Raw genomic sequence first — 21717 nt, 5'->3', positions numbered from 1 at the left:
GTTCGCCCCGGGCGAAGCCGAGGGCTTGTGAAACACCCTTCGTCATGCCGGACGTGTTCCGGCATCCACGGTTCGACACACTTCAAGGCAGGCGTTTGCGGCGCTGTGGACCCCGGAACACGTCCGGGGTGACGAAGTGTGTCGCGCGTTCGGATAACCGCGAACGTCTCACGGTTTCGATGACGGTAGCAAAAGCGGTGGTACGACTCATCGCCCTTATCACCGTCCCCCAACTGGGCCGCGGCGTTCGCCGGGGATCAGATCAGCCCTGATTCTCAGGCCGCGCGAGCCATTCCTCAAGCCACTTGATCGTATAGTCGCCGGCCTGGAACTCGGGATCGTCGAGCAGCGCCTGGTGCAGCGGGATCGTCGTCTTGACGCCGTCGATCACGAACTCCTCGAGCGCGCGGCGCAGGCGCATCAGGCAGCCCTCGCGGGTGCGGCCATAGACGATCAGCTTGGCGATCATCGAATCGTAATAGGGCGGGATACGATAGCCGGCGTACAGCCCGCTATCGACGCGGACGTGCATGCCGCCCGGCGCGTGGAAATAGTCGACCTTGCCCGGCGAAGGCGCGAACGTGCGCGGATCCTCGGCGTTGATGCGGCATTCGATCGCATGTCCGCGAAACTCCAGCTCGTCTTGGGCGACCGACAGCGGATGGCCCTCGGCGATGCGGATCTGCTCGCGCACCAGATCCATGCCGGTGATCGCTTCGGTGACGGGATGTTCGACCTGGAGCCGCGTGTTCATCTCGATGAAGTAGAACTCGCCGTCTTCCCACAGGAATTCGATCGTGCCCGCACCGCGATAGGCCATGTCGGCCATCGCCTTGGCGACGATGCCGCCCATCCGTGCGCGATCCTCGGGGCCGAGGACGGGCGAGGGGGCCTCCTCCAGCACCTTCTGGTGGCGGCGCTGGAGCGAACAGTCGCGCTCGCCCAGATGGATCGCATTGCCGTTGCCGTCGCCGAACACCTGGAATTCGATGTGGCGCGGATTGCCGAGGTACTTTTCGAGATAGACGGTGGCATCACCGAACGCGGCCTTAGCCTCGCTGCCGGCCTGCTGCATCAGCGTTTCCAGCTCGTCCTCGCTGGCGCACACCTTCATGCCGCGCCCGCCGCCGCCCGACGCCGCCTTGATGATGACCGGGTAGCCGATCCGGTCCGCGACGCGGCGCGCTTCCTCGATATCGCTGATCGCGCCGTCCGAGCCCGGCACCAGCGGCAGGCCGAGCGCGCCCGCCGTCCGCTTCGCCTCGACCTTGTCGCCCATCGTGCGGATATGTTCGGGCTTCGGCCCGACGAAGATCAGTCCATGCGCCTCGACGATCTCGGCGAACTTGGCGTTCTCCGACAGGAAGCCGTAACCGGGGTGGATCGCGTCCGCACCCGAAATCTCGGCTGCCGAGATGATGTTGGGAATGTTGAGATAGCTCTCCGCCGCCGACGGCGGGCCGATGCAGATCGCCTGATCGGCGAGCCGAACGTGCATCGCATCGGCATCGGCGGTGGAATGCACCGCGACCGTCTGGATGCCCATTTCATGGCACGCGCGGTGGATACGCAGCGCGATCTCGCCGCGATTGGCGATCAGCAGCTTCTTGATTTCGGGCATGTTACTCTACGACCACCAGCGGCTGATCGAATTCGACCGGCTGGCCGTTCTCGACCAGCACCGCCTTGACCGTGCCGGCCGACGCGGCGGTGATCGGGTTCATCACCTTCATCGCCTCGACGATCAGCAGCGTGTCGCCCGCCGCCACCTTGTCGCCGACCGACACGAACGCCTTCGCGCCCGGCTCGGCCGAGAGATAGACGGTGCCGACCATCGGCGACTTGACCGCGTTCGCCGCGACGGCTGCGGGTGAGGCGACGATCTCGGCCGGCGCGGACAGCGCGGGTGCGAGCGCTGGGGCGGGTGCGGTCGGCGCGGCATATTGCATCGGCGCGGCGGCCACGGCGGGCGCCTTGCGCGCGATGCGGATCTTGCGGTCGCCGTCCTCGACTTCGATCTCGGTCAGATCGGTCGCGTCCAGCATCTCGGCGAGCTGGCGGACCAGATCGACGTCGATCCGCATGGCATCGTTGGTGGTGTTCTCGGTCATACGACCCCTGCTATCCTGTTCTTGCGCTGAATTTAACGGCGCGTCCTGTCAGAACCGCGCCGCCGCTTCAAGCGCCAGCATGTAGGAAAGCGCTCCGAAACCCGCCACCGTGCCCTTTGCCGCCATGCCGACATAGCTTTTGTGGCGAAACGCCTCGCGCGTATGCGGGTTCGACAGATGCACCTCGATCACCGGCGTTCTAATGCCCTTGACCGCATCATGGATCGCGATGGAGGTGTGAGTATGCGCACCGGCGTTGAGCAGCACCGCCTTCGCGCCCGTCGCCTGCGCCTCGTGCAGCCAGTCGACCAGATGCCCCTCGTGGTTCGACTGGCGCACGTCGACCGACAGATCGAGCTCGCGCGCGCGGTCCTCAAGCATGCCGGCGATGTCGTCGAGCGTCTCGTGCCCGTAGATCTCGGGCTCGCGCGTGCCGAGCAGGTTGAGGTTCGGGCCGTTGAGGACGAAGATGGTGTCGGGCATCTCGGACTTTCGTTTGCGGGTGCGAGGCGCGCGCCTATATCGTTGCCGCCACCCTTACCCGCTCGGCCCCCGCGAAGTCGAGACGCTTGGCACAGCGTCTCGACTTCGCGGGGGGCGAGCGGCACAGGGGCTTCGCGCCGCGCGGCATGTAACGCAGGAATCGATATGCACACAGACGGAACCCTTTCGATCACGATTAACGGCGAGCATCGCCGCATCCGCGCCGGGCTGACGATCGCGGATCTCGCCGCGGACATGGGGCTGCTGCCCGAGAAGGTCGCGGTCGAACGCAACCTGTCGGTGGTGCCGCGCTCGACGCTGAAGGATGTATTGGTCGAGGATGGCGACGAGCTGGAGATCGTGCATTTCGTCGGGGGTGGCGACCACGCCGCCCCGGTTGCGGCGGATACGTGGACGGTGGCGGGGCGCACCTTCCGCTCGCGGCTGATCGTCGGCACCGGCAAGTACAAGGATTTCGCACAGAACGCCGCCGCGCTGGAAGCGAGCGGAGCCGAGATCGTCACGGTCGCGGTGCGCCGCGTCAATGTGTCGGACCCCAAGGCACCGATGCTGACCGACTATATCGACCCCAAGAAGGTGACGTATCTGCCCAACACGGCCGGCTGCTTCGATGCCGAATCGGCGATCCGCACGTTGCGCCTCGCGCGCGAGGCAGGCGGCTGGGATCTGGTGAAGCTCGAAGTGCTGGGCGAGGCCAAGACGCTCTACCCCGACATGGTCGAGACGCTGCGCGCGACCGAGGTGCTCGCCAAGGAAGGCTTCCTGCCGATGGTCTATTGCGTGGACGATCCGATCGCGGCGAAGCGGCTGGAGAATGCCGGCGCGGTCGCGATCATGCCGCTGGGCGCGCCGATCGGATCGGGGCTGGGCATCCAGAACCAGGTGACGATCCGGCTGATCGTCGAAGGCGCGGGCGTGCCGGTGCTGGTCGATGCCGGCGTAGGCACCGCATCGGATGCGGCGGCGGCGATGGAGCTCGGCTGCGACGGCGTGCTGATGAATACCGCGATCGCCGAGGCGAAGGACCCGATCATGATGGCGGCGGCGATGAAGGCGGGTGTCGAGGCGGGGCGGCTTGCCTATCTCGCCGGGCGCATGGGCAAGCGCCGCTACGCCGATCCGTCGAGCCCCCTGTCGGGGCTGATCTGAGGCTTAACCTCGATCACCCACATGGAACAAGTGCGGGCCTTGCCCGTTCTTTCCAACAGGTAGCGTCTCGCACTTGCGATGATGCGGCAACCGACAGGAGATTCCGTCATGGGTGAACTCGTCGACAAGATCAAAGGCAACGTGAACGAAGCGCTCGGCAAGGCCAAGCAGCAGAGCGACGATCCCGTAACGCAAGCCGAAGGCGCCGATCAGGAAGCGACCGGCAAGGGCCAGCAGCTCAAGGGCAAGGTCAAAGGACTGCTCGGCGACGACATCTGACCGCCGCGAGAGTTGCAGGAGAGTGCGCCGTCCCGGGAAACCGGGGCGGCTTTTTATATGGCGCGTTCTGGTCTCCGGCGAAGGCCGGGCGCCAGTTGGAGAAGGAGTCGTAACGGAGCGTAGCATCCGTTTAGCCGCGTTTCGTAACTGGACCTGGCCCTCGCCGGGGATCAGCATAAGGTCGGTCAGATGGTCCCCTCCGGCAGCATCGCTCCGGCGGTGATCGCGCGCATCTGGGTCTTGAGGTGGAGCAGCTTCACGCCCGGCGCGGCGAGTGCGCGCTCCAGCGCGGGCGCGAACGCCTCGGTGATCTCGACCGTCTCCGCCCAGCAGCCATAGGCCCGCGCGAGTGCGGCGAAGTCGGGGTTGTGCAACCGCGTGCCGCTCACCCGGCCGGGATAGTCGCGCTCCTGATGCATGCGGATCGTGCCGTAGCCGCCATTGTCGATCACCAGCACCAGCATGTCCGCGCCGTGCGCGACGGCGGTGGCGAGTTCCTGCCCGTTCATCAGGAAACAGCCGTCGCCCGCGAGCGCCACCACGCGCCGTTCCGGGTGGCGCAAAGCGGCGGCGGTGGCGGCGGGCACGCCATAGCCCATCGCCCCGGCGGTGGGGGCGAGCTGGCTCACCGGCCCGGTGTAGCGCCAGTAGCGATGCCACCAGCCGCTGTAATTGCCCGCGCCGTTGCAGATGATCGTATCCGCCGGCATCCGCTCGCGCATCGCCGCGACGCACAGCGCGAGATCGAGTGTGAGGTCGGCGCGCGGCGCCGGTGTCGACCATGCGCGGTACTGCGCATGCGCCTCCGCTCCGGCGGGGTGGCGCGGGCCGTCCGCAAGCAGCAGCGCCTCGGTGAACGCCGCCATGGTCGCGCAAATCGCGAGATCGGTGCGATAGGTCATGCCGAGTTCGCTCGCGTCCGGGTGAATATGGACGAGCCGCTGGCCGGGATAATCGGGGGTGATGAGCGTGTAGCCATCGGTGGTCGCCTCGCCGAGCCGCGGGCCGACGACGATCAGCAGATCGGCCGCCTGCACGCGCGCGACCAGCTTCGGGTTGGGGCCGTAGCCGAGGTTGCCGGCATAGACCGGGCAATCGTTGGCGATGGCATCCTGCCGCCGGAACGCCGCCGCCACCGGTAACCCGACCCGGGCCGCCCAATCGGCGAACGTCACCGAGGCGTTGACGTCCCACCCTGCGCCACCGACGATCGCGAGCGGGCGTTCGGCGGTGACGAGCAGGTCGCACAACTGATCGATCGCCGCTTCGTCGCAGCCTTGCGCGAGTGGCTCGACGCGCGGCCGGTCGACCGCTTCCACGACATCCTTGAGCATGTCCTCAGGCAGCGCGAGCACGACCGGGCCGGGTCGCCCGTTCATTGCGACGGCGTACGCGCGCGCGACATATTCGGGGATGCGGCGCGCATCGTCGATCCGCGCGGCCCATTTGGCGACCGGCGCGAACATCGCCTCGAAGTTGATCTCCTGAAACGCCTCGCGGTCGCGCGTGGCGCGATCGACATCGCCGATGAACAGGATCATCGGCTGGCTGTCCTGGCGAGCGACATGCACGCCGATCGATGCGTTGGTCGCGCCCGGCCCGCGCGTGACGAAGGCGACGCCGGGGCGGCCGGTCAGCGCACCATCCGCACACGCCATGAAGCCGACGCCGCCTTCCTGCCGACACACCACCAGGTCGATCGCAGGCGTATCATGAAGCGCGTCGAGAACGGCGAGGAAACTTTCGCCGGGGACGGTGAAGATCCGGTCGCAGCCTTGCGCGAGCAACTGGTCCACGAGGATGCGCCCGCCGGTACGGAGCGTGGGGAGGGTGGTCATGCGGGCAAGGTAGCGGCTCGCAATGCGCTTGTCGAAGCCGGTTGCGTCCGCTCGTCTTCGGCGAAAGTCGGGGGTCGGCGCGTGTCGGAAACGCTTACACTCGCCTCGTCCGAAATCGCGGCGCGTTCCGAAAACCCCAGCAATTCCGCCACTTCAGGAAACTGGCACGAGCCCTGCAATGATAGAGGCAGCCAAGCGGAAACGCTTCAGCAGGACGGGCCGATGCTGCCCCCCCGATCTCGCGTCGGCCCGTCCGCACCCGGCAAAGCTGCCGGGCGCGACGCGCCGAATCGCTCAGGCGGCTTTCACCAGACCCGCATCGGTCAGCAACTGCGACAGCTCGCCGCTTTCGTACATTTCCATCATGATATCCGACCCGCCGACGAACTCGCCCTTGACGTAGAGCTGCGGGATGGTCGGCCAGTCGGAGAACTGCTTGATGCCCTGCCGCACGCCCTGATCCTGCAACACGTCGACGCTGTCGAACTCGACACCGACATGGTTGAGGATCGCGACGGCACGGCTGGAGAAGCCGCACTGCGGGAACAGCGGGCTGCCCTTCATGAACAGCAGAACGTCGCTCTTGCCGACCATCTCGGCCAGACGGGCCTGGGTTTCGTCAGTCATTACGGGTTTCCTTCACTCTGGAACGGCGGTGGTAAGCTGAAGCGCATGGAGCACGCCGCCCATACGCTCGCCGAGCGCGGCATAGACGGCACGCTGCTGCTTCACGCGGGGCAGGCCGCGAAACGTCTCGCTGGTCACGCGCGCGGCCCAATGGTCGTTGTCGCCGGCGAGATCGGTCATCTCGACCCTGGCGTCGGGGATCGCGGCGACGATCAGCGCCTCGATCTCATGCGCGGCCATCGGCATGTTATTCGGACGCCAGCAGCTGGCGGCGCGCCTCGACGGTGCGCTCGTCGATCGCGCGGCGCACCAGCGCCTCGTCGCACTCGACCTGCGCGGCGGTGAGATCGCCGAGCAGCTTGCGCACCATGTCGTCGTCGCCACCCTCCTCGAAATCGGCATGCACGACCGAGGTGGCGTAGGTGTCCGCCTCCTCCTTGGTCAGCTTCATCAGATCCGCCGCCCAATAGCCGAGCAGGCGGTTGCGCCGCGCGTGGATACGAAACGCGACTTCCTCGTCACGGGCGAATTTCGCTTCGAACGCGCGCTCGCGTTCGTCGAAAGTGGTCATCTGGCGCTTCCCCTCGGGCCTGAAACTGTGGCTTAGGAGATAGGGAAGCCGGTGCGCCTGCGCAACGGTGCCGTGTCAGGCGCTCGGGCGGAAACGCTCGCCCGCCATCCACGGCCGGCTCTGCGCAAGCCCCGCCTCGTAGCCGGAGATCGCCGCATCACGCGCCAGCGTCAGCCCGACTTCGTCCAGCCCTTCCATCAGGCACTGGCGGCGAAACGGATCGAGCTTGAAGGGAAAGCGGTCCTGGAACGGGGTGGTGACGGTCATCGTCTCGAGATCGACCGTCACGGTGTCGGTCTTCGCCACCTCGATAAGCCGGTCGATCGCGTCCTGCGGCAGCACGACGGTGACGATGCCGTTCTTGAAAGCGTTCCCCGAGAAGATGTCGGAAAAGCTCGGCGCGATCACGGCGGTGATGCCGAGATCGGCGAGCGCCCAGGCGGCATGCTCGCGGCTCGATCCGCAACCGAAATTGTCGCCCGCGATCAGCACGGGGCTGCCGGCATAGCGCGGATCGTCGAAGATGTTGCCGCTCTCTGCACGCACCGTCTCGAACGCACCTTTGCCCAGCCCCTCGCGCGTGACCGTCTTGAGCCAGTGCGCGGGAATGATGACGTCGGTGTCGATATTCTTCGCGCCCCACGGATAGGCGCGGCCGGAGACTTGGGTGACGGGCTTCATCGGATCGTGCCTTCGCGTAATGTCATGGGCGTGTCGGCAGGCTTTACACCGCCGCCACCCGGCGTATCAGCGCTCGCCGACCATCGTCGCGGCGCGGATCGGCCGCGCGGTCGCGGCATAAGCGGCGACGCCGCTGACGATGGTGCCCATGATGAGCAGGATAAGTGCGCGCTTCATGCCTGTTTCCCCAATGCGAATTCGCGGACGTCGCTCAATCGGCCGTTGATCGCGGCGGCCGCCGCCATTGCGGGTGACACCAGATGCGTGCGCGCACCCGGCCCCTGCCGCCCGACAAAATTGCGGTTCGAGGTGGAAGCGCAGCGTTCGCCGGCCGGCACCTTGTCCGGGTTCATCGCCAGACACATCGAACAGCCCGGCTCGCGCCATTCGAACCCGGCGTCGACGAAGATGCGGTCGAGCCCCTCCGCCTCAGCCTGCCGCTTGACGAGGCCGGAGCCCGGCACGACCAAAGCGCGCACGCCCTCGGCGACGTGGCGGCCACCCGCAACGGCGGCGGCGGCGCGCAGATCCTCGATGCGGCTGTTGGTGCAGCTGCCGATGAAGACGTGCTGCACGGGCACCTCGGCCATCGGCGTGCCGGGGGTGAGGCCCATATAATCGAGCGACTTCTGCGCGGCGACCTGCTTGGACGGATCGGCGAAGCTCATCGGATCGGGCACGGTGCCGGTGATCGGCACGACGTCCTCGGGGCTGGTTCCCCAGGTGAGCGATGGCGCGATCGCGCCCGCGTCGATCAGCACGGTGCGGTCGTACACCGCGCCCGCGTCGCTCGGCAGCGTCTTCCAATAGGCGACCGCCGCGTCCCATGCCGCGCCCTTGGGCGCCATCGGCCGGTCCTTCAGATAGGCGAACGTCGTCTCGTCGGGGGCGATCAGGCCGGCGCGCGCGCCGCCCTCGATCGACATGTTGGCGATGGTCAGCCGCCCCTCGACCGACAGGTCGCGGATCGTCGAGCCGGTATATTCGATCACATAGCCGGTGCCGCCCGCCGCGCCGATCCTGCCGATGACGTGGAGGATCACGTCCTTCGCGGTCACGCCCGCGCCGAGCGCGCCGTCGATGCGGACCTCCATCGTCTTGGACGGGGTCAGCAGCAGCGTCTGCGTGGCGAGGACATGCTCGACCTCGGACGTGCCGATGCCGAACGCCAGCGCGCCGATCGCACCGTGCGCCGATGTGTGGCTGTCGCCGCAGACGAGCGTCGTGCCGGGGAGCGTGAAGCCCTGTTCGGGGCCGACGACATGGACGATGCCCTGTTCGGGCGCGGTCGCGTCGATATAGTCGATGCCGAACTCGGCGGTGTTGCGCTCGAGCATGTCGAGCTGCTGCGCGCTCTCCGCATCGGCGATCGGCAGGCGATGGCCCTCGGCATCGCGGCGTGGCGTGGTCGGCAGATTGTGGTCGGGCACCGCAAGCGTAAGGTCGGGACGGCGCACGCAGCGGCCGTTGGCGCGAAGCCCGGCAAACGCCTGGGGGCTCGTCACCTCATGGACGAGATGACGGTCGATATAGATGAGGCACGTGCCGTCGTCGCGCTTCTCCACGACATGAGCGTTCCAGATTTTTTCGTACAGCGTCTGCGGATTAGCCATGATGCTCGCGCTTTAACCATTTGATGCGCGGCTGCAACCTTTCGCTGCATGTTCGTTGCGCGGCCGTGCGTTGATGTGGCGTTTACCACATCATGTGGGTGCGCCATATTCGGGATGATGCGTAGGCTCAGCGCCCAAGCGTGCGGTGGAGGAAGGCAGCGCTGTCGGCCAGCACCGGCGCGATCCTGCGGAACGGCACCGACAGCGCCATCGCCACGCCTTCATGGCTGAGCGCGTCATACTCGCGCACTTCGGCATACGCCCCCAGCGCGGTGAGCCGCCGTGCGAGGCTGATCGCGTTGCGCGGCTCGACCTCGGTATCGCCTGAGGAGGTGACGAGCAGCATCGGCGGCGCGTCGGCGCGGGCATAGCTGATCGGCTGGGTGGTGAGCGGATCGCGCGTGCCCCTGAACGCCTCGATCGCGCGCGGGGAGGTCCAGGGGTAGAAGTCATAGGGGCCGGACAGGCCGACCACCGCCTTGATCGTATCGGGTGCGACACCTTGCGCCGCGAGGTAGTGCCGGTCGAGCGCGAGCAGGGTGGCGATGTGCGATCCCGCCGAATGGCCGGCGAGGCCGATCCGCGCCGGGTCGCCGCCGTAGCGAGCGACGTGGGCGCGCGTCCACTTTACCGCCTCCGCGCCATCCTCGACAAAGGCGGGGAAGCGCACGTCGGGCACCTTGCGATAATCGGGCACGACCACGACGAAGCCGGCCCGCGCGAACGCCCGCGCCGCGAAGCCGTAGGCGTCGTGCGAGCCCGCCACCCAGCCGCCGCCGTAGAAGAAGATCACCACCGGCAGCGTCTTGCTCGCCGCGTTCGCCGGCCGCCACACGTCGAGCGTCTGGCCGTGGCTGCCGAACGCCACGTCATGCCCCGGCCGGCGCGCACCCCAGCCACCACCGAGCGCCGCGTCAAGCAGGGTAAGCTGTCCCGGTGGCGTCAGCAGCAGCAGGATCGCGCCCACCAGCACCGCGACGACCAGCAGGCCGATCGCGGCGATGCGCAGCATCACGCGGCGAGGGCTACGGTGTAGCTGGCGGTGGTCTTGGCGGCGACCTCCTCAGGCGTCACGCCGGGGGCGACTTCGATCAGCGCGAACGGGCTGCTATGGTCGTGCCGCTGGAACACGCACAGATCGGTGACGATCATGTCGACCACGTTCTTGCCGGTGAGCGGCAGCGTGCAGGCGGGGATGAACTTGGGGTCGCCGTTCTTGCTGGTGTGCTCCATGACGACGATGATCTTCTTCACGCCGGCGACGAGATCCATCGCGCCGCCCATGCCCTTGATCATCTTGCCCGGGATCATCCAGTTGGCGATGTCGCCGTTCTCGGCAACCTCCATCGCGCCGAGCACGGTGAGGTCGATATGCCCGCCACGGATCATCGCGAAGCTGTCCGACGACGAGAAATAGGCGCTTTGCGGCAATTCGCTGATCGTCTGCTTGCCTGCGTTGATGAGATCGGCGTCTTCCTCGCCCGCATAGGGGAACGGGCCGATGCCGAGCATGCCGTTCTCGGACTGGAGCGTCACCTCGACACCCTCCGGGATGTGGTTCGCGACCAGCGTCGGGATGCCGATGCCGAGGTTGACGTAGAAACCGTCCTGAAGCTCGCGCGCAGCGCGCGCGGCCATGTCGTCACGGGTCCAAGGCATTATTTCGTCTCCGTAGGAGCGGGATCAGAGGCAGGGGTCGCCCCGGGCGTCCAGCGCTTGTCGGCGGGGAAGATCTCCGCCTGCGAGCCGTTGAGTGCGGTGCCGTAGGCCGGGTTGGGCAGCATGAACCAACCATGCCCCCACAGCAGATAGAGTTCCTTGCTGGCGGTAAGCTGGCGGCGCTCGGCAAGGGTAAGGTCGCTCGCGTTGAACAGATCGGTGAAATCGCCGAGCTGGTCGCCGACCATCGCGATCACGCAATAATGCACCGAAATGTCCTGCCGGCGCGCGTCCTTGCCGTTGCCGGTGCTGCCGCTGTCGCCCTTCAGCCACAGATTGGTGCCGTAAGCGACCGGCCCGACGCCGAGCCCGTTGAGCATCGCCGCGGTCTTGTCGGCGTTCGCGCCCGAACGGTTCGAATTGAAGATCACCTCGACATGCGCGTCGCGTGCGACCTTGATCGCCTCCTCGACACCGGGCGCGAGCGAGACCGCCTTGCTGCCCGATTTCTCCCAGGCGTCCCAACGCTGGGCACTGTAGCCGCCGCCGGCCGCTAGGCTCGCCTGTTCGTAGCCGAGGTTGAACACCACCGTCTCGTCGATGTCGAACACCACCGCCATCGGCTTCTGGTCGCACGGCAGGAAAGCGGGGTTCTGGAGCGTGGCGCTGGGCGTGAGCACGACCGAATGGACGATATGCCCGATCGCCCGGTCCGAGGTGACGCCGAGCAGATAATTCTCGAGCGCGATATAGGTCTGGAGATAGGCGGCGGCCGCCTCGCCCGAACCGTAGAGATATTGCATGCCCGCCGGCACCGCCGTGGTGGTGCGCGGCGCGGGTGGGGGCGGGGCCTTGCGGCGGCCGCGTGGCGCGACATAGACGCGCGATCCCGGCGCTTCCCGCGCGTCGCCGGTCTGCGCCTGTTCGACATCGGCGCTGACCATCGCGATGTCGGTCGATTTGGTCGCATCGGTGCGCGGCGAAGCGCGGCGGTCGCGCCGGCGGATCAGGCCGGAGGGCATGTCCGCCATCGCCACCGCAGGCATGATCGGCTGCACCATCGCCGCATGGATCGCGGGCGGCGCGGTGTCCGGCCCGGCGAGCGCGGCCGGGATGATCGGCGGTGCGCTCGCTTGCGTCAGATAGACGGCGAAGTCCGTGTCGCTCTCGATCCGGCCGCCCAGGCGCGCGTCGTAGTGCCGCTTGCCCATGTAATTGGCGGCCACCGGAATCGCCGCACAACCCTGTAGCAGCAGGAGCGCGGCGGGTAGTACGGCGAGGCTCAATCTCACGCGGCGCGCTCGCGCACGGTACGGAACTCGATCTTCTTGTCGTAGGGGCTGCCGACGATCAGCCGCTTCACATAGACGCCGGGCAGGTGGATCGAATCGGGGTCGAGGCTGCCGACCGGCACCACTTCCTCCACTTCCGCCACGCACATGTGGCTGGCGGTCGCCATCGGCTGGTTGAAGTTGCGCGCGGTCTTGCGGAAGATCAGGTTGCCGCTCTCGTCGGCCTTCCAGCCCTTGATGATCGACAGATCGGCGACGATGCCGCGTTCGAGGATATACTCCTCCCCGTCGAACACCTTCACTTCCTTGCCCTCCGCGACGAGCGTGCCGACGCCCGTTTTGGTATAGAAGCCGGGGATGCCCGCGCCGCCCGCGCGGCACCGCTCGGCGAGCGTGCCCTGCGGGCAGAACTCGACCTCAAGCTCACCGGCGAGATACTGGCGCTCGAACTCCTTGTTCTCGCCGACATAGGAGGAGATCATCTTCTTGACCTGACGGGTGCGCAGCAGCTTGCCGAGCCCCTCGCCGTCGATGCCGGCATTGTTGCTGGCGATGGTAAGATCCTTGGTGCCCGCGTCGCGGATCGCGTCGATCAGGCGTTCGGGGATGCCCGACAGGCCGAAGCCGCCCGCGCAGATCGTCATGCCGTCGCGGAGCAGGCCATCGAGGGCTGCGGCGGCGTTCGGGTAGAGCTTCTGCATGCGTACTCCTCCAATATCCGGCGGATAGGGGTGCGGTGCAGCACTGGTCAAGGGAGCATGCGCCGGGGCTCTTGACTACATGCGTAATCGTATGAGACTACAAGCGTAGTCGACAAGGAGCGAATCGTGGCTGAACGGATCAGCGATGCCGAGCATGCGGTGATGGAGGTGCTGTGGGACGATTCCCCGCTCACCGCGCAGGACGTGTCCGAACGGGTCGCGCCGGGGCGCGACTGGTCCGCCAACACGGTGAAGACGTTGCTCGGGCGGCTGCTCGCCAAGAACGTGATCGCGCACGAGGCGGAGGGGCGGCGGTATCTGTACCGCCCGCTGGTTGCGCGCGAGGATTATGTCGCGGGCGAATCGCGACGGCTGATGGACCGGCTGTTCGGGGGGCGGTTGAGCCCGCTGGTCGCGCATCTCGCCGAGCGTGACGCGCTGACGACGCAGGATATCGCCGAGATCGAGGCGTTGCTGAAGGAGCTGAAGGCATGATCGGCTGGGCGATCGAGGCGTTGGTCGCCTCCGCGGTGTTGATGGCGCTGGTGCTGGCGATCCGGAAGCCGGTGCGCCGCGCGTTCGGGCCGGAGGTGGCATATGCCTTGTGGGCGCTGCCGGTGTTGCGGCTGTGCCTGCCGCCGCTGCCGCAGGTGGTGCCGCAGGCGATCCGCCACGCGGCAATCGCGCCCGTCGCCGATGTCGGCGCGCCGATGACGATCCTGCTCGCCAGGCCGGTCCACGGCGCGGCACAGGTGGCGGCGCAGGGGTTCGACTGGGCGATCCTCGTGCCGGTGCTGGCGGGCGTGTGGCTGGTCGGCGCGGCCGTGTTCGCCGGCTTCCACGTCCTCGCGCACCGGCGCTTCTGTCGCGATCTGCTCGCCGGGGCCGCGCCGGTCGAGGCGCGGGGCGGCATCGACGTGATCGAGACGCCCGCCGCGCGCGGGCCTCTCGCGTTCGGCATCTGGCGGCGCTACGTCGCGTTCCCGGCCGATTTCAGCGAGCGCTACGACGATGCCGAGCGCGACCTCGCGCTCGCGCACGAACTCGGCCACCATGCGCGCGGCGATCTCGTCGCCAACTGGATCGCGCTCGCGGTGCTGGCGTTGCACTGGTTCAATCCGCTGGCGTGGGTCGCTTTCCGGGCGTTCCGCACCGATCAGGAGGTGGCGAACGACGCGCGCGTGCTCGCCGGGCGGCCCGCGATCACCCGCCACACCTATGCGTGCGCGATCCTCAAGGCGGCGCACGGCGGCACGGTGTCGGCGGCGTGCCACCTCCACACGATCGACGATCTGAAAGGGCGGCTGCGTATGCTGACCACCCGCCGCATCTCGCGCGTTCGGCTCGCCGGGGGTGCCGCCACCGTCGCGCTGGTCGGCGTGGCGACGCTCGCGCTCACCGCCTCGGGCACGCAGGCGGCCGAGCATGTCCGCGCGAAGGTGCGGACGGTGACGGGCGTGGACTTCGATCATATGCCGTCGATGCCTGCCATGCCGTCGATGCCCGTTATGGCGGCGCTGGCGCACGGTCTGCCGAACGGCGGCCTCGGGAAAGCGAGCATCGTCCCGGCGGCCAAGCCGGACATCTATGTCGAGCCGCCGCGCATCTTTGATGTGCCTGTCGAGACGTCGCGCTCGTCGACGATCTTCGTCGAGCCGCCGCGCGCACCCGAAGCGCCCGTTCGCCCTGCCGGCGCGCCGCCTGCGCCGGTTGCGCCGCCCGCGCCCCCGGTGCCGCCCATGACGGCAACCATCGACCGCGCCACGGTGGCAAGCGGTCTCGCCAGCGCCGACGCGCAACTCGCCAACATGCCGCGCGTGACCAGCACGAACTGTGGCGGCGATCGGCCGATGGTGATCCACAGCGTTCGGGATGGCCGCCGCAGCATCACCATCTGCAACGATCGGATCGAGCGTGCCGCCGCGCGCGGCGAGGCGCTGGCGGCGAACGGCGTGGCACGGGCGCAGCGCAGCTATGGCACCGCGCTCACCGCGCTCCGCAGCGCCCGCGCCCGCATCGCGGCGGACGCGCATATGCCAGCCGATGCGCGCAGCGAAACGCTCGCCTCGATCGACGAATCGATCGCGAACCTGCGCGAGGACATGGCGGACCGCGACTGACCGCAGGCCGGGCGCGGACTTGCGTTCCGCGCTCGTCGCGGCCACATCGGCCGCTATGGATGAGCAGCACACCGGCACCGCGCAACATCTGGAGCCGCTCGTCGCGCGGGTGCTCGCGCCCAATCCGTCGCCCTTCACCTACACCGGCACGCAGACGCACATCGTCGGCACCACCGATCTCGCCGTGATCGACCCCGGCCCCGACGACCCCGCGCACATCGACGCGATCGTCGCCGCGATCGCGGGCCGGCCGGTGCGCGCGATCGTCATAACCCACACTCACCGCGATCATAGCCCGGCCTCGCGCCCGCTCGCCGCCTTGACGGGCGCGGCCGTAGTCGGGTGTGCCCCGCTTGCCGGCAGCGATACCGGCCCGCGTCTCGAAGCGGGGTTCGACATGGACTATGCCCCCGACCGCGTGCTCGCCGAGGGCGACACCGTGGCGGGGGACGGGTGGACGCTCACCGCGCTGCACACGCCCGGCCACACCTCCAACCATCTGTGCTTCGCGCTTGAGGAGATCGGCGCCTTGTTCAGCGGGGATCATGTGATGGGCTGGTCGACCAGCGTCGTCGCGCCGCCCGATGGCGATATGGCCGATTACATGGCGAGCCTCGAAAAGCTGATGCAGCGTGACGATCGCATCTATTACCCCGCGCATGGCGACCCGATCGAGAACCCGCGCCGATTGGTGCGCGGGATGATGGGGCACCGCAAGCAGCGCGAGGGGCAGATCCTGCGCCTGCTGCGCGAGGGCGCGCGGGGCGTACCGGCGATGGTCGAGCGGATGTACGTCGGGCTCGACCCCAAGCTGTTCCCCGCCGCCGGTCGCTCGGTGCTCGCGCATCTCATCGACCTGCGCACGCGCGGGCTGGTGCGCGAGGACGGCGAGGTCTGGTCGCATGTCGGCTGAACCGCCGCGCCGGCTGCCGCTGTGGCTTGCCCCGGCGATCGCGGGGGCGGTGGCGCTGACGGTGCTGATCGGGCTCGGCTGGATCGGCTACGGCGCGTACCAGCGCTATACGGTGCACTACACGGTCGAGCGCGAGAGCGACGGCATGACGATCTCCAAGGTGGTGGACGCGACGCTTTCCGGCGCGACCGATCTGCGCGTCAGCCGGCTGACCGGCACGGTGCAGGCGACCGCATCGGATGCGGGCTGGGGCGGCATCCTGCCCTCGGGGCTGGTGTTCAAGGCACCGTTCGCGGCGGACTATTTCGTCGATCTCAGCAAGCTCGATCGCAGCCGCTTCTTCTGGAACGCGAAGACGCGCACGCTGATCGTCACGCCGCCCGACGTGCGCGTCGACGGCGTCAACATTGACGAGGCGCGCGCGACGGTCGATCAGGCGACCGGCCTCATCGTCACGCGCGGCGCGATGGCGCGGTTGCGCCAGCGTGCCTCGGGCCGCGCCGAGCATGTCGTGCAGGCCGAAGCGAGTAGCGCCGCAAACATGATAAAGGCGCGCGAGGCGGCGCGGCGCGAGATCGCCGACCTCTACCAGCGCCCGCTCACCATCGCCGGGGTCGATGCGCACGTCGTCGTGCAGTTCCAGGGCGAGGGGCAGCGCAATTCGGAGCAATGGGACCGCAGTCGCTCGCTCGAGGAAATTCTCGCCGCCGGCAAATAGGGATCGGCTGACAAGCGCGCGCCAAGCTCCTATCTGCACGCGCGAGGGAGACCAAGCGCATGACCGTTCAGACTCAAGACTTGCAGGGGCTCGACCTGCGCGCCGAGATCGACCGGCTGCGCAAGGAGCGCAACGCCGTCATCCTCGCGCATTATTATCAGAAGTCCGAGATTCAGGACTTGGCCGATTTCGTCGGCGACAGTCTCGATCTGTCGCGCAAGGCGCAGGCGACCGATGCCGATGTGATCGCCTTCTGCGGCGTGCGCTTCATGGCCGAGACCGCCAAGATCCTGTCTCCTGAGAAAATCGTCGTGCTGCCCGATATGGACGCGGGCTGCTCGCTCGAGGATAGCTGCCCGCCCGAGCAGTTCGCCGCCTTCCGCGCCGCGCACCCCGATCACATCGCGCTCACCTACATCAACTGTTCGACCGAGGTGAAGGCGCTCTCCGACGTGATCGTCACCTCGTCTTCGGCCGAGAAAATCCTGTCGCAGATTCCGCCCGAACAGAAGATCATCTTCGGGCCGGACAAGAACCTCGGCGGCTATCTCGCGCGGAAAACCGGGCGCGAGCTGCTGCTGTGGCCGGGGGTGTGCATCGTCCACGAGGCGTTCAGCGAGACCGAATTGCTCAAGCTCCAGATCGAGCATCCCGGCGCGCCGATCGCCGCACATCCCGAATGCCCGCCCTATATCCTCGACCATGCCGATTACGTCGGCTCGACCAGCGGCATCCTCGCCTTTGCCGATACGATGCCGGGCGACACTTTGATCGTCGCCACCGAGCCGCACATCATCCACCAGATGCAGAAGGCCGCGCCGGCCAAGACCTTCATCGGCGCGCCCGGCGCCGACGGCAACTGCAACTGCAACATCTGCCCGTACATGGCGCTCAATACGATGGAGAAGCTCTACATCGCGCTGCGCGATCTCACCCCGCGCGTCGAGATCGAAGAAGGCTTGCGGCTGCGCGCCAAGAAGAGCCTCGATGCGATGCTGGCGATGGCGTCGGGCACGGTGGGGCTGGGCGATCTCGGGCCGCTTCGCGCGACGGCCGGTTAGGCGCGCCGCCACCAGACAAGCGTCACTCCGGACCTGTTCCGGGGTCCACGGTGGCGCAGGAGCGGCGGCCTGAGCGTGCGCGGAGCCGTGGATGCCGGATTACGTCCGGCATGACGGAAGGGGGGGGCTGTGTGCAAGTCCGCCCGTCTGCGTCCGAAGCGGCTATAATAGCGCTTGCCTACAGGCCGTGATCTGGAGAACATCCAGCCCGGTTTCTGTGGGGGAGGCTATGATGAGCGTTGCGGCTGCCGTGCGTGCCAGTGATATCGTCGCCAAATTCGCGCCGGGCGCGCACACCAATTACAAGCAGGCGTTTCAACACGGCGATGCGCTGCTCGCCAGGAGCGGCATCACCACGCCACTTCGACTTGCGCACTTCATGGCGCAGGTTCTGCACGAGACCGGCGGTCTGACGATCCTGGTCGAAAGCGGCGCCTATTCTGCCAAGAACCTCGGCGATATGTGGGATACGGGCAATTGGCACACGTATTTCGCCAATCGTGCCGCCTGCGTGAAGATGGCCGACCAGTGCAAGGCCGATCGCGGGGTGGCGCTGTTCAGCCGTGTCTATGGCGGCCGCATGGGCAATGGCCCCGCCGCCACGCAGGATGGCTGGATCTATCGCGGGCGTGGCCTCCTCCAGACCACCGGGCGTGCGGCATACGCCACGTTCGGCACCCGCTGCGGGGTCGATTTCGCTGCTCAGCCCGATCTCGTCGCCTCCGCCGAACATGCGCTCAAACCCGCGCTCGCCGAATGGGACGATTCGCATTGCAACGCCGCTGCCGACCATAACGATATCGAACTGGTGACACGGCTGATCAACGGCGGCCTCATCGGACTTGTCGGGCGTCGAAAATGGTTCGCGAAAATCTGGCCGTTCGTGATCGGCGCGCCACCGGTCGAACATTCCACAGAGTTTCGCGTGCAGGCCGCGCTCGATGCGGCGGGGTTCGATTCGGGCGACCCCGACGGCGTGGTCGGCAGCACCACCCGCGCTGCGATCCTCGGCTATCGCGCCAAGATGCACCTGCCGATGACGCCCGCGATCAGCAACGACCTGCTGCTGTCGCTCGGGCTGCACTAAGCGTTGTGCGCCGCACAAACACCGTGACAGGAAACATATTTGTCGCCAGAGTGTCACGCGGAGGTGATCTTGGCGACTCGTTTGCTTTCCGGTGAGGTGACGCGGCAGGTGGCGATCATCGATTTCGAGGCGTCCTGCCTCCCCGAGGCGGGCGAGTCCTATCCGATCGAGGTCGCGCTGGCGAAGGTCGACGGTTCGACGCGAAGCTGGCTGATCCGTCCGCTGCCGCAGTGGCAATATTGGGACTGGTCAGTCGAGGCCGAGCACCTCCACGGCATCAGCCGCGACATGCTGCTCGAACATGGCCAGCGCCCGCAGGAGGTGCTCGACGAACTGATCGCCGAGGCGGGCGGCTGTGACGTTTACGCGGATTGCGATCTCGACGCCTATTGGCTCGAAACGCTGGCGCACGGCTGCGAGCGTGCGCCGCCGTTCACGGTGCGCTACCTCGGCGAACTGCTCTGCGCCGAGGGTGTGTCGCGCGGCGATGTCGTCTCCGCGCTCGACCGCGCCAAGCGGCTGCTCCCGGCCGAACACGTCGCGCGTGACGATGCCAGCCGGCTCGCGCTGGCGCTGCGCCTGCTGGCTTTGTCGCGCCCGCACTGACGACGCGGCTGTTCGCACAAGCGGCGATCTGGCAAGGCGGTGACGCCGATCAACCGTTCCCGGACCCTGCCGATGCCTTTCCATCTCGACCGCTTCGATCTCGACGCCTTCGTCGCCGCGACGCTTGCCGAGGATCTTGGCGATGGCGGCGACATCACCGCGGCGGCGGTGATCCCGGCGGATGCGCGCTTCACGGGCGTGATGGACAGCCGCGACGCCATTGTCGTGGCGGGGCTGCCGATCGCCGAAGCCTTTTTCCGCGCGCTCGACCCCGAGGTGAAGATCACGCGGCTGGTCGAGGATGGCGAGCGCGTCGCGCCCGGCACCGAATTGCTGCGGCTCGAAGGGGCTGCGCGCGCGATGCTGACGGCGGAGCGGTCCGCGCTCAACACGGTGCAGCATTTGTCGGGCATCGCCACGCTGACGCGCAGCTATGTCGATGCGATCGCGGGCACCGGCGCGACCCTGCTCGACACGCGCAAGACCATCCCGGGCCTGCGCGTGCTGGAGAAATACGCCACGCGGATGGGCGGTGCGACCAACCACCGCATGGGGTTGTGGGATTCGGCGATGATCAAGGACAATCACGTCGCGGTGGCGGGCGACATCGGCGAGGCGGTGCGGCGCGCGAAGGCGGCGGGGATTGCCGCGATCATCGCCGAGGTCGACACGCTCGCGCAGATCGCGCCCGCGCTGGCGGCGGGGGCGACGCATCTGCTGCTCGACAACATGGGGCCGGAGATGCTGCGCGAGGCGGTTGCGCTGGTCGCCGGGCGCGTGCCGACCGAGGCGTCGGGTGGGGTGCGGCTCGACACGATCCGCGCGCTGGCGGAGAGCGGCGTCAGCTATGTCAGCGTCGGGCGGATCACCCAGTCGGCACCGGCGGCCGATATCGGGCTTGATTTCGCCGCGCTTTCCTGACTTTGCCGGCAGCGGTGACGAAGGGGAAATGCTGCCGTGAAGCTGACTCATATCCTGCCGCTGCTTGCGGTCGCTCTGCCCGGCGTCGCGCAGGCGCAGGCGCTGCAATGCGCGATCCCCACATCGGTGCCGCGCCCGCATCCCGAACTGCCGTCCGAGAAGGAGCCGGTGCGCAACCTGCCGATCGGCAGCTACACGCTCGCACTGACCTGGGCGCCCGAATATTGCCAGGCGCACCGCCGCGACAGTGGGGCGGACATGGAATGCGGCGGCAATAATCGCTTCGGCTTCACGCTGCATGGGCTGTGGCCTGATGGGGTCGGTCCGCAATGGCCGCAATATTGCCAGGCGACGCCGATCCTGCCGGCTGCGCTCATCAAGCAGCATCTGTGTTCGACACCCTCGGCTCAGTTGATGCAGCACGAATGGGCCAAGCACGGTACCTGCATGCCGACGACGCCTGCGGCCTATTTCAAGCGTTCGACCGGGCTATACGGCAAGCTGCGCTACCCCGACATGGACGCACTGTCGCGTAAAGCCCTGACGGCGGGCGACTTCGCGGCGGCGTTCGCGGCGGCCAATCCCGGGCTACCGGCGAGCGCGATCCGCGTGACTGCGAACCGCAAGGGCTGGCTCGATGAGTTGTGGCTGTGCCTCGACAAGAGCTTCGCGTTTGAACGGTGCAAGCCGAACTCGGGCGGGGTTCCGGCTGGCATGGCGCTCAAGATCTGGCGCGGGCACCGCTAAGCGTCACGCCGGCGCAGGCCGGGGCCGCTGCGTGGCTTGGCGAGCTGTTCGCGCAAAACTCAGCGGCCCCGGCCTGCGCCGGGGCGACGATTATTGATCGACCACCGCGTTCGACGGGTAGGTCTTGTCGATATGGCGCTTGATGATCTTGAGGTTGCGCGAGTTCGAGCGGAACAGCGCATCGGGGATCGCGCCGATGAACGGGATCAGCCCAAGCGCGAAGTCGACGCCGACATTGCCGAGCATCCGCGCGATCTGCGTCTTCGACATGCCGAGGTTGCGCGCCTCCCACACCATGTACGCGCCCATCGCCGCACCGACCGCATCGCCGCCGACCGGGATGAGGTCGAGGATCACGTCGAGCCCGATCCGCCGGTTGATGCCGGGGATGACGAACAGCCCTTCGAGCAGATGTTCCAGCGCCTCGATCCGCTTGCGCACCGCCGCAACGTCACGACCGGCATAGCCGCCGAAGGCATGGAGATCGGGCTTGATGCGAGTGGCTTGGGTCATGTCACC

25 protein-coding genes are annotated in these 21717 nt (G+C 67.6%); 11 read left to right on the top strand and 14 right to left on the bottom strand.

The genetic code is table 11. The features are described from left to right. Nucleotides 1-262: 262 nt before the first annotated feature. From accC to aroQ, 3 genes are read right to left on the bottom strand one after another with little or no spacing between them, the layout of a single operon-like run. Nucleotides 263-1621 carry an acetyl-CoA carboxylase biotin carboxylase subunit gene (accC, locus tag AC3ANX_RS13340; RefSeq protein ID WP_488333753.1) on the bottom strand — a complete coding sequence of 453 codons (1359 nt, stop codon included), beginning with the start codon at nt 1619-1621 and terminating at the stop codon, nt 263-265. Nucleotide 1622: 1 nt separating this feature from the next. Further along, entirely contained in the window at nt 1623-2111 is a 489-nt protein-coding gene (gene accB, locus AC3ANX_RS13335; protein WP_488333752.1) for an acetyl-CoA carboxylase biotin carboxyl carrier protein, read from the bottom strand. Between the two features lie 48 nt (nt 2112-2159). After that, entirely contained in the window at nt 2160-2594 is a 435-nt protein-coding gene (aroQ, locus tag AC3ANX_RS13330) for a type II 3-dehydroquinate dehydratase (RefSeq protein ID WP_488333751.1), read from the bottom strand. 165 nt (nt 2595-2759) lie between these two features. Here aroQ and thiS point away from each other — a divergent pair, with 165 nt between their 5' ends. Both thiS and AC3ANX_RS13320 read left to right on the top strand, forming a co-directional pair. Next, on the top strand, nt 2760-3764 hold the full coding sequence (thiS, locus tag AC3ANX_RS13325) for a sulfur carrier protein ThiS (RefSeq protein ID WP_488333750.1): 1005 nt from the start codon (nt 2760-2762) through the stop codon (nt 3762-3764). Nucleotides 3765-3872: 108 nt separating this feature from the next. Next, nucleotides 3873-4043, top strand: a complete 171-nt coding sequence (locus AC3ANX_RS13320) for a CsbD family protein (RefSeq protein WP_488333749.1) — start codon at nt 3873-3875, stop codon at nt 4041-4043. Between the two features lie 185 nt (nt 4044-4228). Here AC3ANX_RS13320 and AC3ANX_RS13315 read toward each other — a convergent pair whose 3' ends face one another. The 10 genes from AC3ANX_RS13315 to AC3ANX_RS13270 all read right to left on the bottom strand — a co-directional run bounded on the left by AC3ANX_RS13315 (nt 4229) and on the right by AC3ANX_RS13270 (nt 13025). Then, nucleotides 4229-5881 carry a thiamine pyrophosphate-binding protein gene (locus tag AC3ANX_RS13315; RefSeq protein ID WP_488333748.1) on the bottom strand — a complete coding sequence of 551 codons (1653 nt, stop codon included), beginning with the start codon at nt 5879-5881 and terminating at the stop codon, nt 4229-4231. A gap of 294 nt (nt 5882-6175) precedes the next feature. Next, nucleotides 6176-6508, bottom strand: a complete 333-nt coding sequence (gene grxD, locus AC3ANX_RS13310) for a Grx4 family monothiol glutaredoxin (RefSeq protein ID WP_488333747.1) — start codon at nt 6506-6508, stop codon at nt 6176-6178. A gap of 12 nt (nt 6509-6520) precedes the next feature. After that, complete coding sequence (locus AC3ANX_RS13305) at nt 6521-6754, bottom strand: BolA/IbaG family iron-sulfur metabolism protein (protein WP_488333746.1); 234 nt, start codon at nt 6752-6754, stop codon at nt 6521-6523. A gap of 1 nt (nt 6755) precedes the next feature. After that, nucleotides 6756-7079, bottom strand: a complete 324-nt coding sequence (locus AC3ANX_RS13300; RefSeq protein ID WP_488333745.1) for a DUF1476 domain-containing protein — start codon at nt 7077-7079, stop codon at nt 6756-6758. Nucleotides 7080-7154: 75 nt separating this feature from the next. Beyond that, nucleotides 7155-7760 (bottom strand): 3-isopropylmalate dehydratase small subunit, encoded by a 606-nt coding sequence (leuD, locus tag AC3ANX_RS13295; RefSeq protein ID WP_488333744.1) that lies wholly within the window; start codon nt 7758-7760, stop codon nt 7155-7157. Between the two features lie 173 nt (nt 7761-7933). Next, on the bottom strand, nt 7934-9373 hold the full coding sequence (leuC, locus tag AC3ANX_RS13290) for a 3-isopropylmalate dehydratase large subunit (RefSeq protein WP_488333743.1): 1440 nt from the start codon (nt 9371-9373) through the stop codon (nt 7934-7936). Between the two features lie 127 nt (nt 9374-9500). After that, the gene (locus AC3ANX_RS13285) at nt 9501-10385 is read right to left on the bottom strand and encodes an alpha/beta hydrolase (protein WP_488336952.1); all 885 of its coding nucleotides are present in this window, start codon (nt 10383-10385) and stop codon (nt 9501-9503) included. Then, nucleotides 10385-11032 (bottom strand): CoA transferase subunit B, encoded by a 648-nt coding sequence (locus tag AC3ANX_RS13280; protein ID WP_488333742.1) that lies wholly within the window; start codon nt 11030-11032, stop codon nt 10385-10387. Before AC3ANX_RS13280 ends, AC3ANX_RS13285 begins: the two co-directional genes overlap by 1 nt. After that, nucleotides 11032-12324 carry an HAD family acid phosphatase gene (locus tag AC3ANX_RS13275; RefSeq protein ID WP_488333741.1) on the bottom strand — a complete coding sequence of 431 codons (1293 nt, stop codon included), beginning with the start codon at nt 12322-12324 and terminating at the stop codon, nt 11032-11034. The genes AC3ANX_RS13280 and AC3ANX_RS13275 overlap by 1 nt, the downstream gene beginning before the upstream one ends. After that, entirely contained in the window at nt 12321-13025 is a 705-nt protein-coding gene (locus AC3ANX_RS13270) for a CoA transferase subunit A (protein WP_488333740.1), read from the bottom strand. The genes AC3ANX_RS13275 and AC3ANX_RS13270 overlap by 4 nt, the downstream gene beginning before the upstream one ends. Nucleotides 13026-13151: 126 nt before the next feature. Between AC3ANX_RS13270 and AC3ANX_RS13265 the strand changes: the two genes are divergently transcribed. From AC3ANX_RS13265 to AC3ANX_RS13225, 9 genes are all read left to right on the top strand, one after another. Further along, nucleotides 13152-13520, top strand: a complete 369-nt coding sequence (locus AC3ANX_RS13265) for a BlaI/MecI/CopY family transcriptional regulator (RefSeq protein ID WP_488333739.1) — start codon at nt 13152-13154, stop codon at nt 13518-13520. After that, a complete protein-coding gene (locus AC3ANX_RS13260; RefSeq protein ID WP_488333738.1) occupies nt 13517-15145 on the top strand; it encodes a M56 family metallopeptidase in 1629 nt (542 codons plus the stop codon). The genes AC3ANX_RS13265 and AC3ANX_RS13260 overlap by 4 nt, the downstream gene beginning before the upstream one ends. 55 nt (nt 15146-15200) lie before the next feature. Then, the gene (locus AC3ANX_RS13255) at nt 15201-16058 is read left to right on the top strand and encodes an MBL fold metallo-hydrolase (RefSeq protein ID WP_488336951.1); all 858 of its coding nucleotides are present in this window, start codon (nt 15201-15203) and stop codon (nt 16056-16058) included. Further along, nucleotides 16048-16776: a DUF4230 domain-containing protein gene (locus tag AC3ANX_RS13250; protein WP_488333737.1), complete on the top strand. Its 729-nt coding sequence runs from the start codon at nt 16048-16050 to the stop codon at nt 16774-16776. The genes AC3ANX_RS13255 and AC3ANX_RS13250 overlap by 11 nt, the downstream gene beginning before the upstream one ends. 59 nt (nt 16777-16835) lie before the next feature. Next, nucleotides 16836-17837, top strand: a complete 1002-nt coding sequence (nadA, locus tag AC3ANX_RS13245) for a quinolinate synthase NadA (RefSeq protein ID WP_488333736.1) — start codon at nt 16836-16838, stop codon at nt 17835-17837. A gap of 232 nt (nt 17838-18069) precedes the next feature. Then, a complete protein-coding gene (locus AC3ANX_RS13240; protein WP_488333735.1) occupies nt 18070-18924 on the top strand; it encodes a hypothetical protein in 855 nt (284 codons plus the stop codon). Nucleotides 18925-18993: 69 nt separating this feature from the next. Further along, nucleotides 18994-19530, top strand: coding sequence for a 3'-5' exonuclease (locus tag AC3ANX_RS13235; RefSeq protein ID WP_488333734.1), 537 nt, complete (start codon nt 18994-18996; stop codon nt 19528-19530). A gap of 72 nt (nt 19531-19602) precedes the next feature. Then, entirely contained in the window at nt 19603-20451 is an 849-nt protein-coding gene (gene nadC / locus AC3ANX_RS13230; protein ID WP_488333733.1) for a carboxylating nicotinate-nucleotide diphosphorylase, read from the top strand. Nucleotides 20452-20493: 42 nt separating this feature from the next. Next, entirely contained in the window at nt 20494-21198 is a 705-nt protein-coding gene (locus AC3ANX_RS13225) for a ribonuclease T2 family protein (RefSeq protein ID WP_488336950.1), read from the top strand. A 90-nt stretch (nt 21199-21288) separates the two neighbouring features. Here the strand turns inward: AC3ANX_RS13225 and AC3ANX_RS13220 are convergent, their stop codons facing one another. Beyond that, nucleotides 21289-21711: a DUF4112 domain-containing protein gene (locus AC3ANX_RS13220; RefSeq protein WP_488333732.1), complete on the bottom strand. Its 423-nt coding sequence runs from the start codon at nt 21709-21711 to the stop codon at nt 21289-21291. Nucleotides 21712-21717: the final 6 nt, after the last annotated feature.

This window comes from Sphingomonas sp. BRN-1R (assembly GCF_057748035.1).
This window is presented reverse-complemented; position numbering and strand designations above follow the sequence as displayed.

What these genes read in the sequence shown, in the direction of transcription:
- accB (WP_488333752.1), bottom strand. Translation starts at nt 2,111, where the DNA reads ATGACCGAGAACACCACCAACGATGCCATGCGGATCGACGTCGATCTG.
- AC3ANX_RS13285 (WP_488336952.1), bottom strand. Translation starts at nt 10,385, where the DNA reads ATGCTGCGCATCGCCGCGATCGGCCTGCTGGTCGTCGCGGTGCTGGTG.
- nadC (WP_488333733.1), top strand. Translation starts at nt 19,603, where the DNA reads ATGCCTTTCCATCTCGACCGCTTCGATCTCGACGCCTTCGTCGCCGCG.
- AC3ANX_RS13220 (WP_488333732.1), bottom strand. Translation starts at nt 21,711, where the DNA reads ATGACCCAAGCCACTCGCATCAAGCCCGATCTCCATGCCTTCGGCGGC.
- leuD (WP_488333744.1), bottom strand. Translation starts at nt 7,760, where the DNA reads ATGAAGCCCGTCACCCAAGTCTCCGGCCGCGCCTATCCGTGGGGCGCG.
- thiS (WP_488333750.1), top strand. Translation starts at nt 2,760, where the DNA reads ATGCACACAGACGGAACCCTTTCGATCACGATTAACGGCGAGCATCGC.
- AC3ANX_RS13255 (WP_488336951.1), top strand. Translation starts at nt 15,201, where the DNA reads ATGGATGAGCAGCACACCGGCACCGCGCAACATCTGGAGCCGCTCGTC.
- AC3ANX_RS13240 (WP_488333735.1), top strand. Translation starts at nt 18,070, where the DNA reads ATGAGCGTTGCGGCTGCCGTGCGTGCCAGTGATATCGTCGCCAAATTC.
- leuC (WP_488333743.1), bottom strand. Translation starts at nt 9,373, where the DNA reads ATGGCTAATCCGCAGACGCTGTACGAAAAAATCTGGAACGCTCATGTC.
- AC3ANX_RS13270 (WP_488333740.1), bottom strand. Translation starts at nt 13,025, where the DNA reads ATGCAGAAGCTCTACCCGAACGCCGCCGCAGCCCTCGATGGCCTGCTC.
- AC3ANX_RS13305 (WP_488333746.1), bottom strand. Translation starts at nt 6,754, where the DNA reads ATGCCGATGGCCGCGCATGAGATCGAGGCGCTGATCGTCGCCGCGATC.
- aroQ (WP_488333751.1), bottom strand. Translation starts at nt 2,594, where the DNA reads ATGCCCGACACCATCTTCGTCCTCAACGGCCCGAACCTCAACCTGCTC.
- grxD (WP_488333747.1), bottom strand. Translation starts at nt 6,508, where the DNA reads ATGACTGACGAAACCCAGGCCCGTCTGGCCGAGATGGTCGGCAAGAGC.
- AC3ANX_RS13280 (WP_488333742.1), bottom strand. Translation starts at nt 11,032, where the DNA reads ATGCCTTGGACCCGTGACGACATGGCCGCGCGCGCTGCGCGCGAGCTT.
- AC3ANX_RS13260 (WP_488333738.1), top strand. Translation starts at nt 13,517, where the DNA reads ATGATCGGCTGGGCGATCGAGGCGTTGGTCGCCTCCGCGGTGTTGATG.
- accC (WP_488333753.1), bottom strand. Translation starts at nt 1,621, where the DNA reads ATGCCCGAAATCAAGAAGCTGCTGATCGCCAATCGCGGCGAGATCGCG.
- AC3ANX_RS13315 (WP_488333748.1), bottom strand. Translation starts at nt 5,881, where the DNA reads ATGACCACCCTCCCCACGCTCCGTACCGGCGGGCGCATCCTCGTGGAC.
- AC3ANX_RS13320 (WP_488333749.1), top strand. Translation starts at nt 3,873, where the DNA reads ATGGGTGAACTCGTCGACAAGATCAAAGGCAACGTGAACGAAGCGCTC.
- nadA (WP_488333736.1), top strand. Translation starts at nt 16,836, where the DNA reads ATGACCGTTCAGACTCAAGACTTGCAGGGGCTCGACCTGCGCGCCGAG.
- AC3ANX_RS13300 (WP_488333745.1), bottom strand. Translation starts at nt 7,079, where the DNA reads ATGACCACTTTCGACGAACGCGAGCGCGCGTTCGAAGCGAAATTCGCC.
- AC3ANX_RS13250 (WP_488333737.1), top strand. Translation starts at nt 16,048, where the DNA reads ATGTCGGCTGAACCGCCGCGCCGGCTGCCGCTGTGGCTTGCCCCGGCG.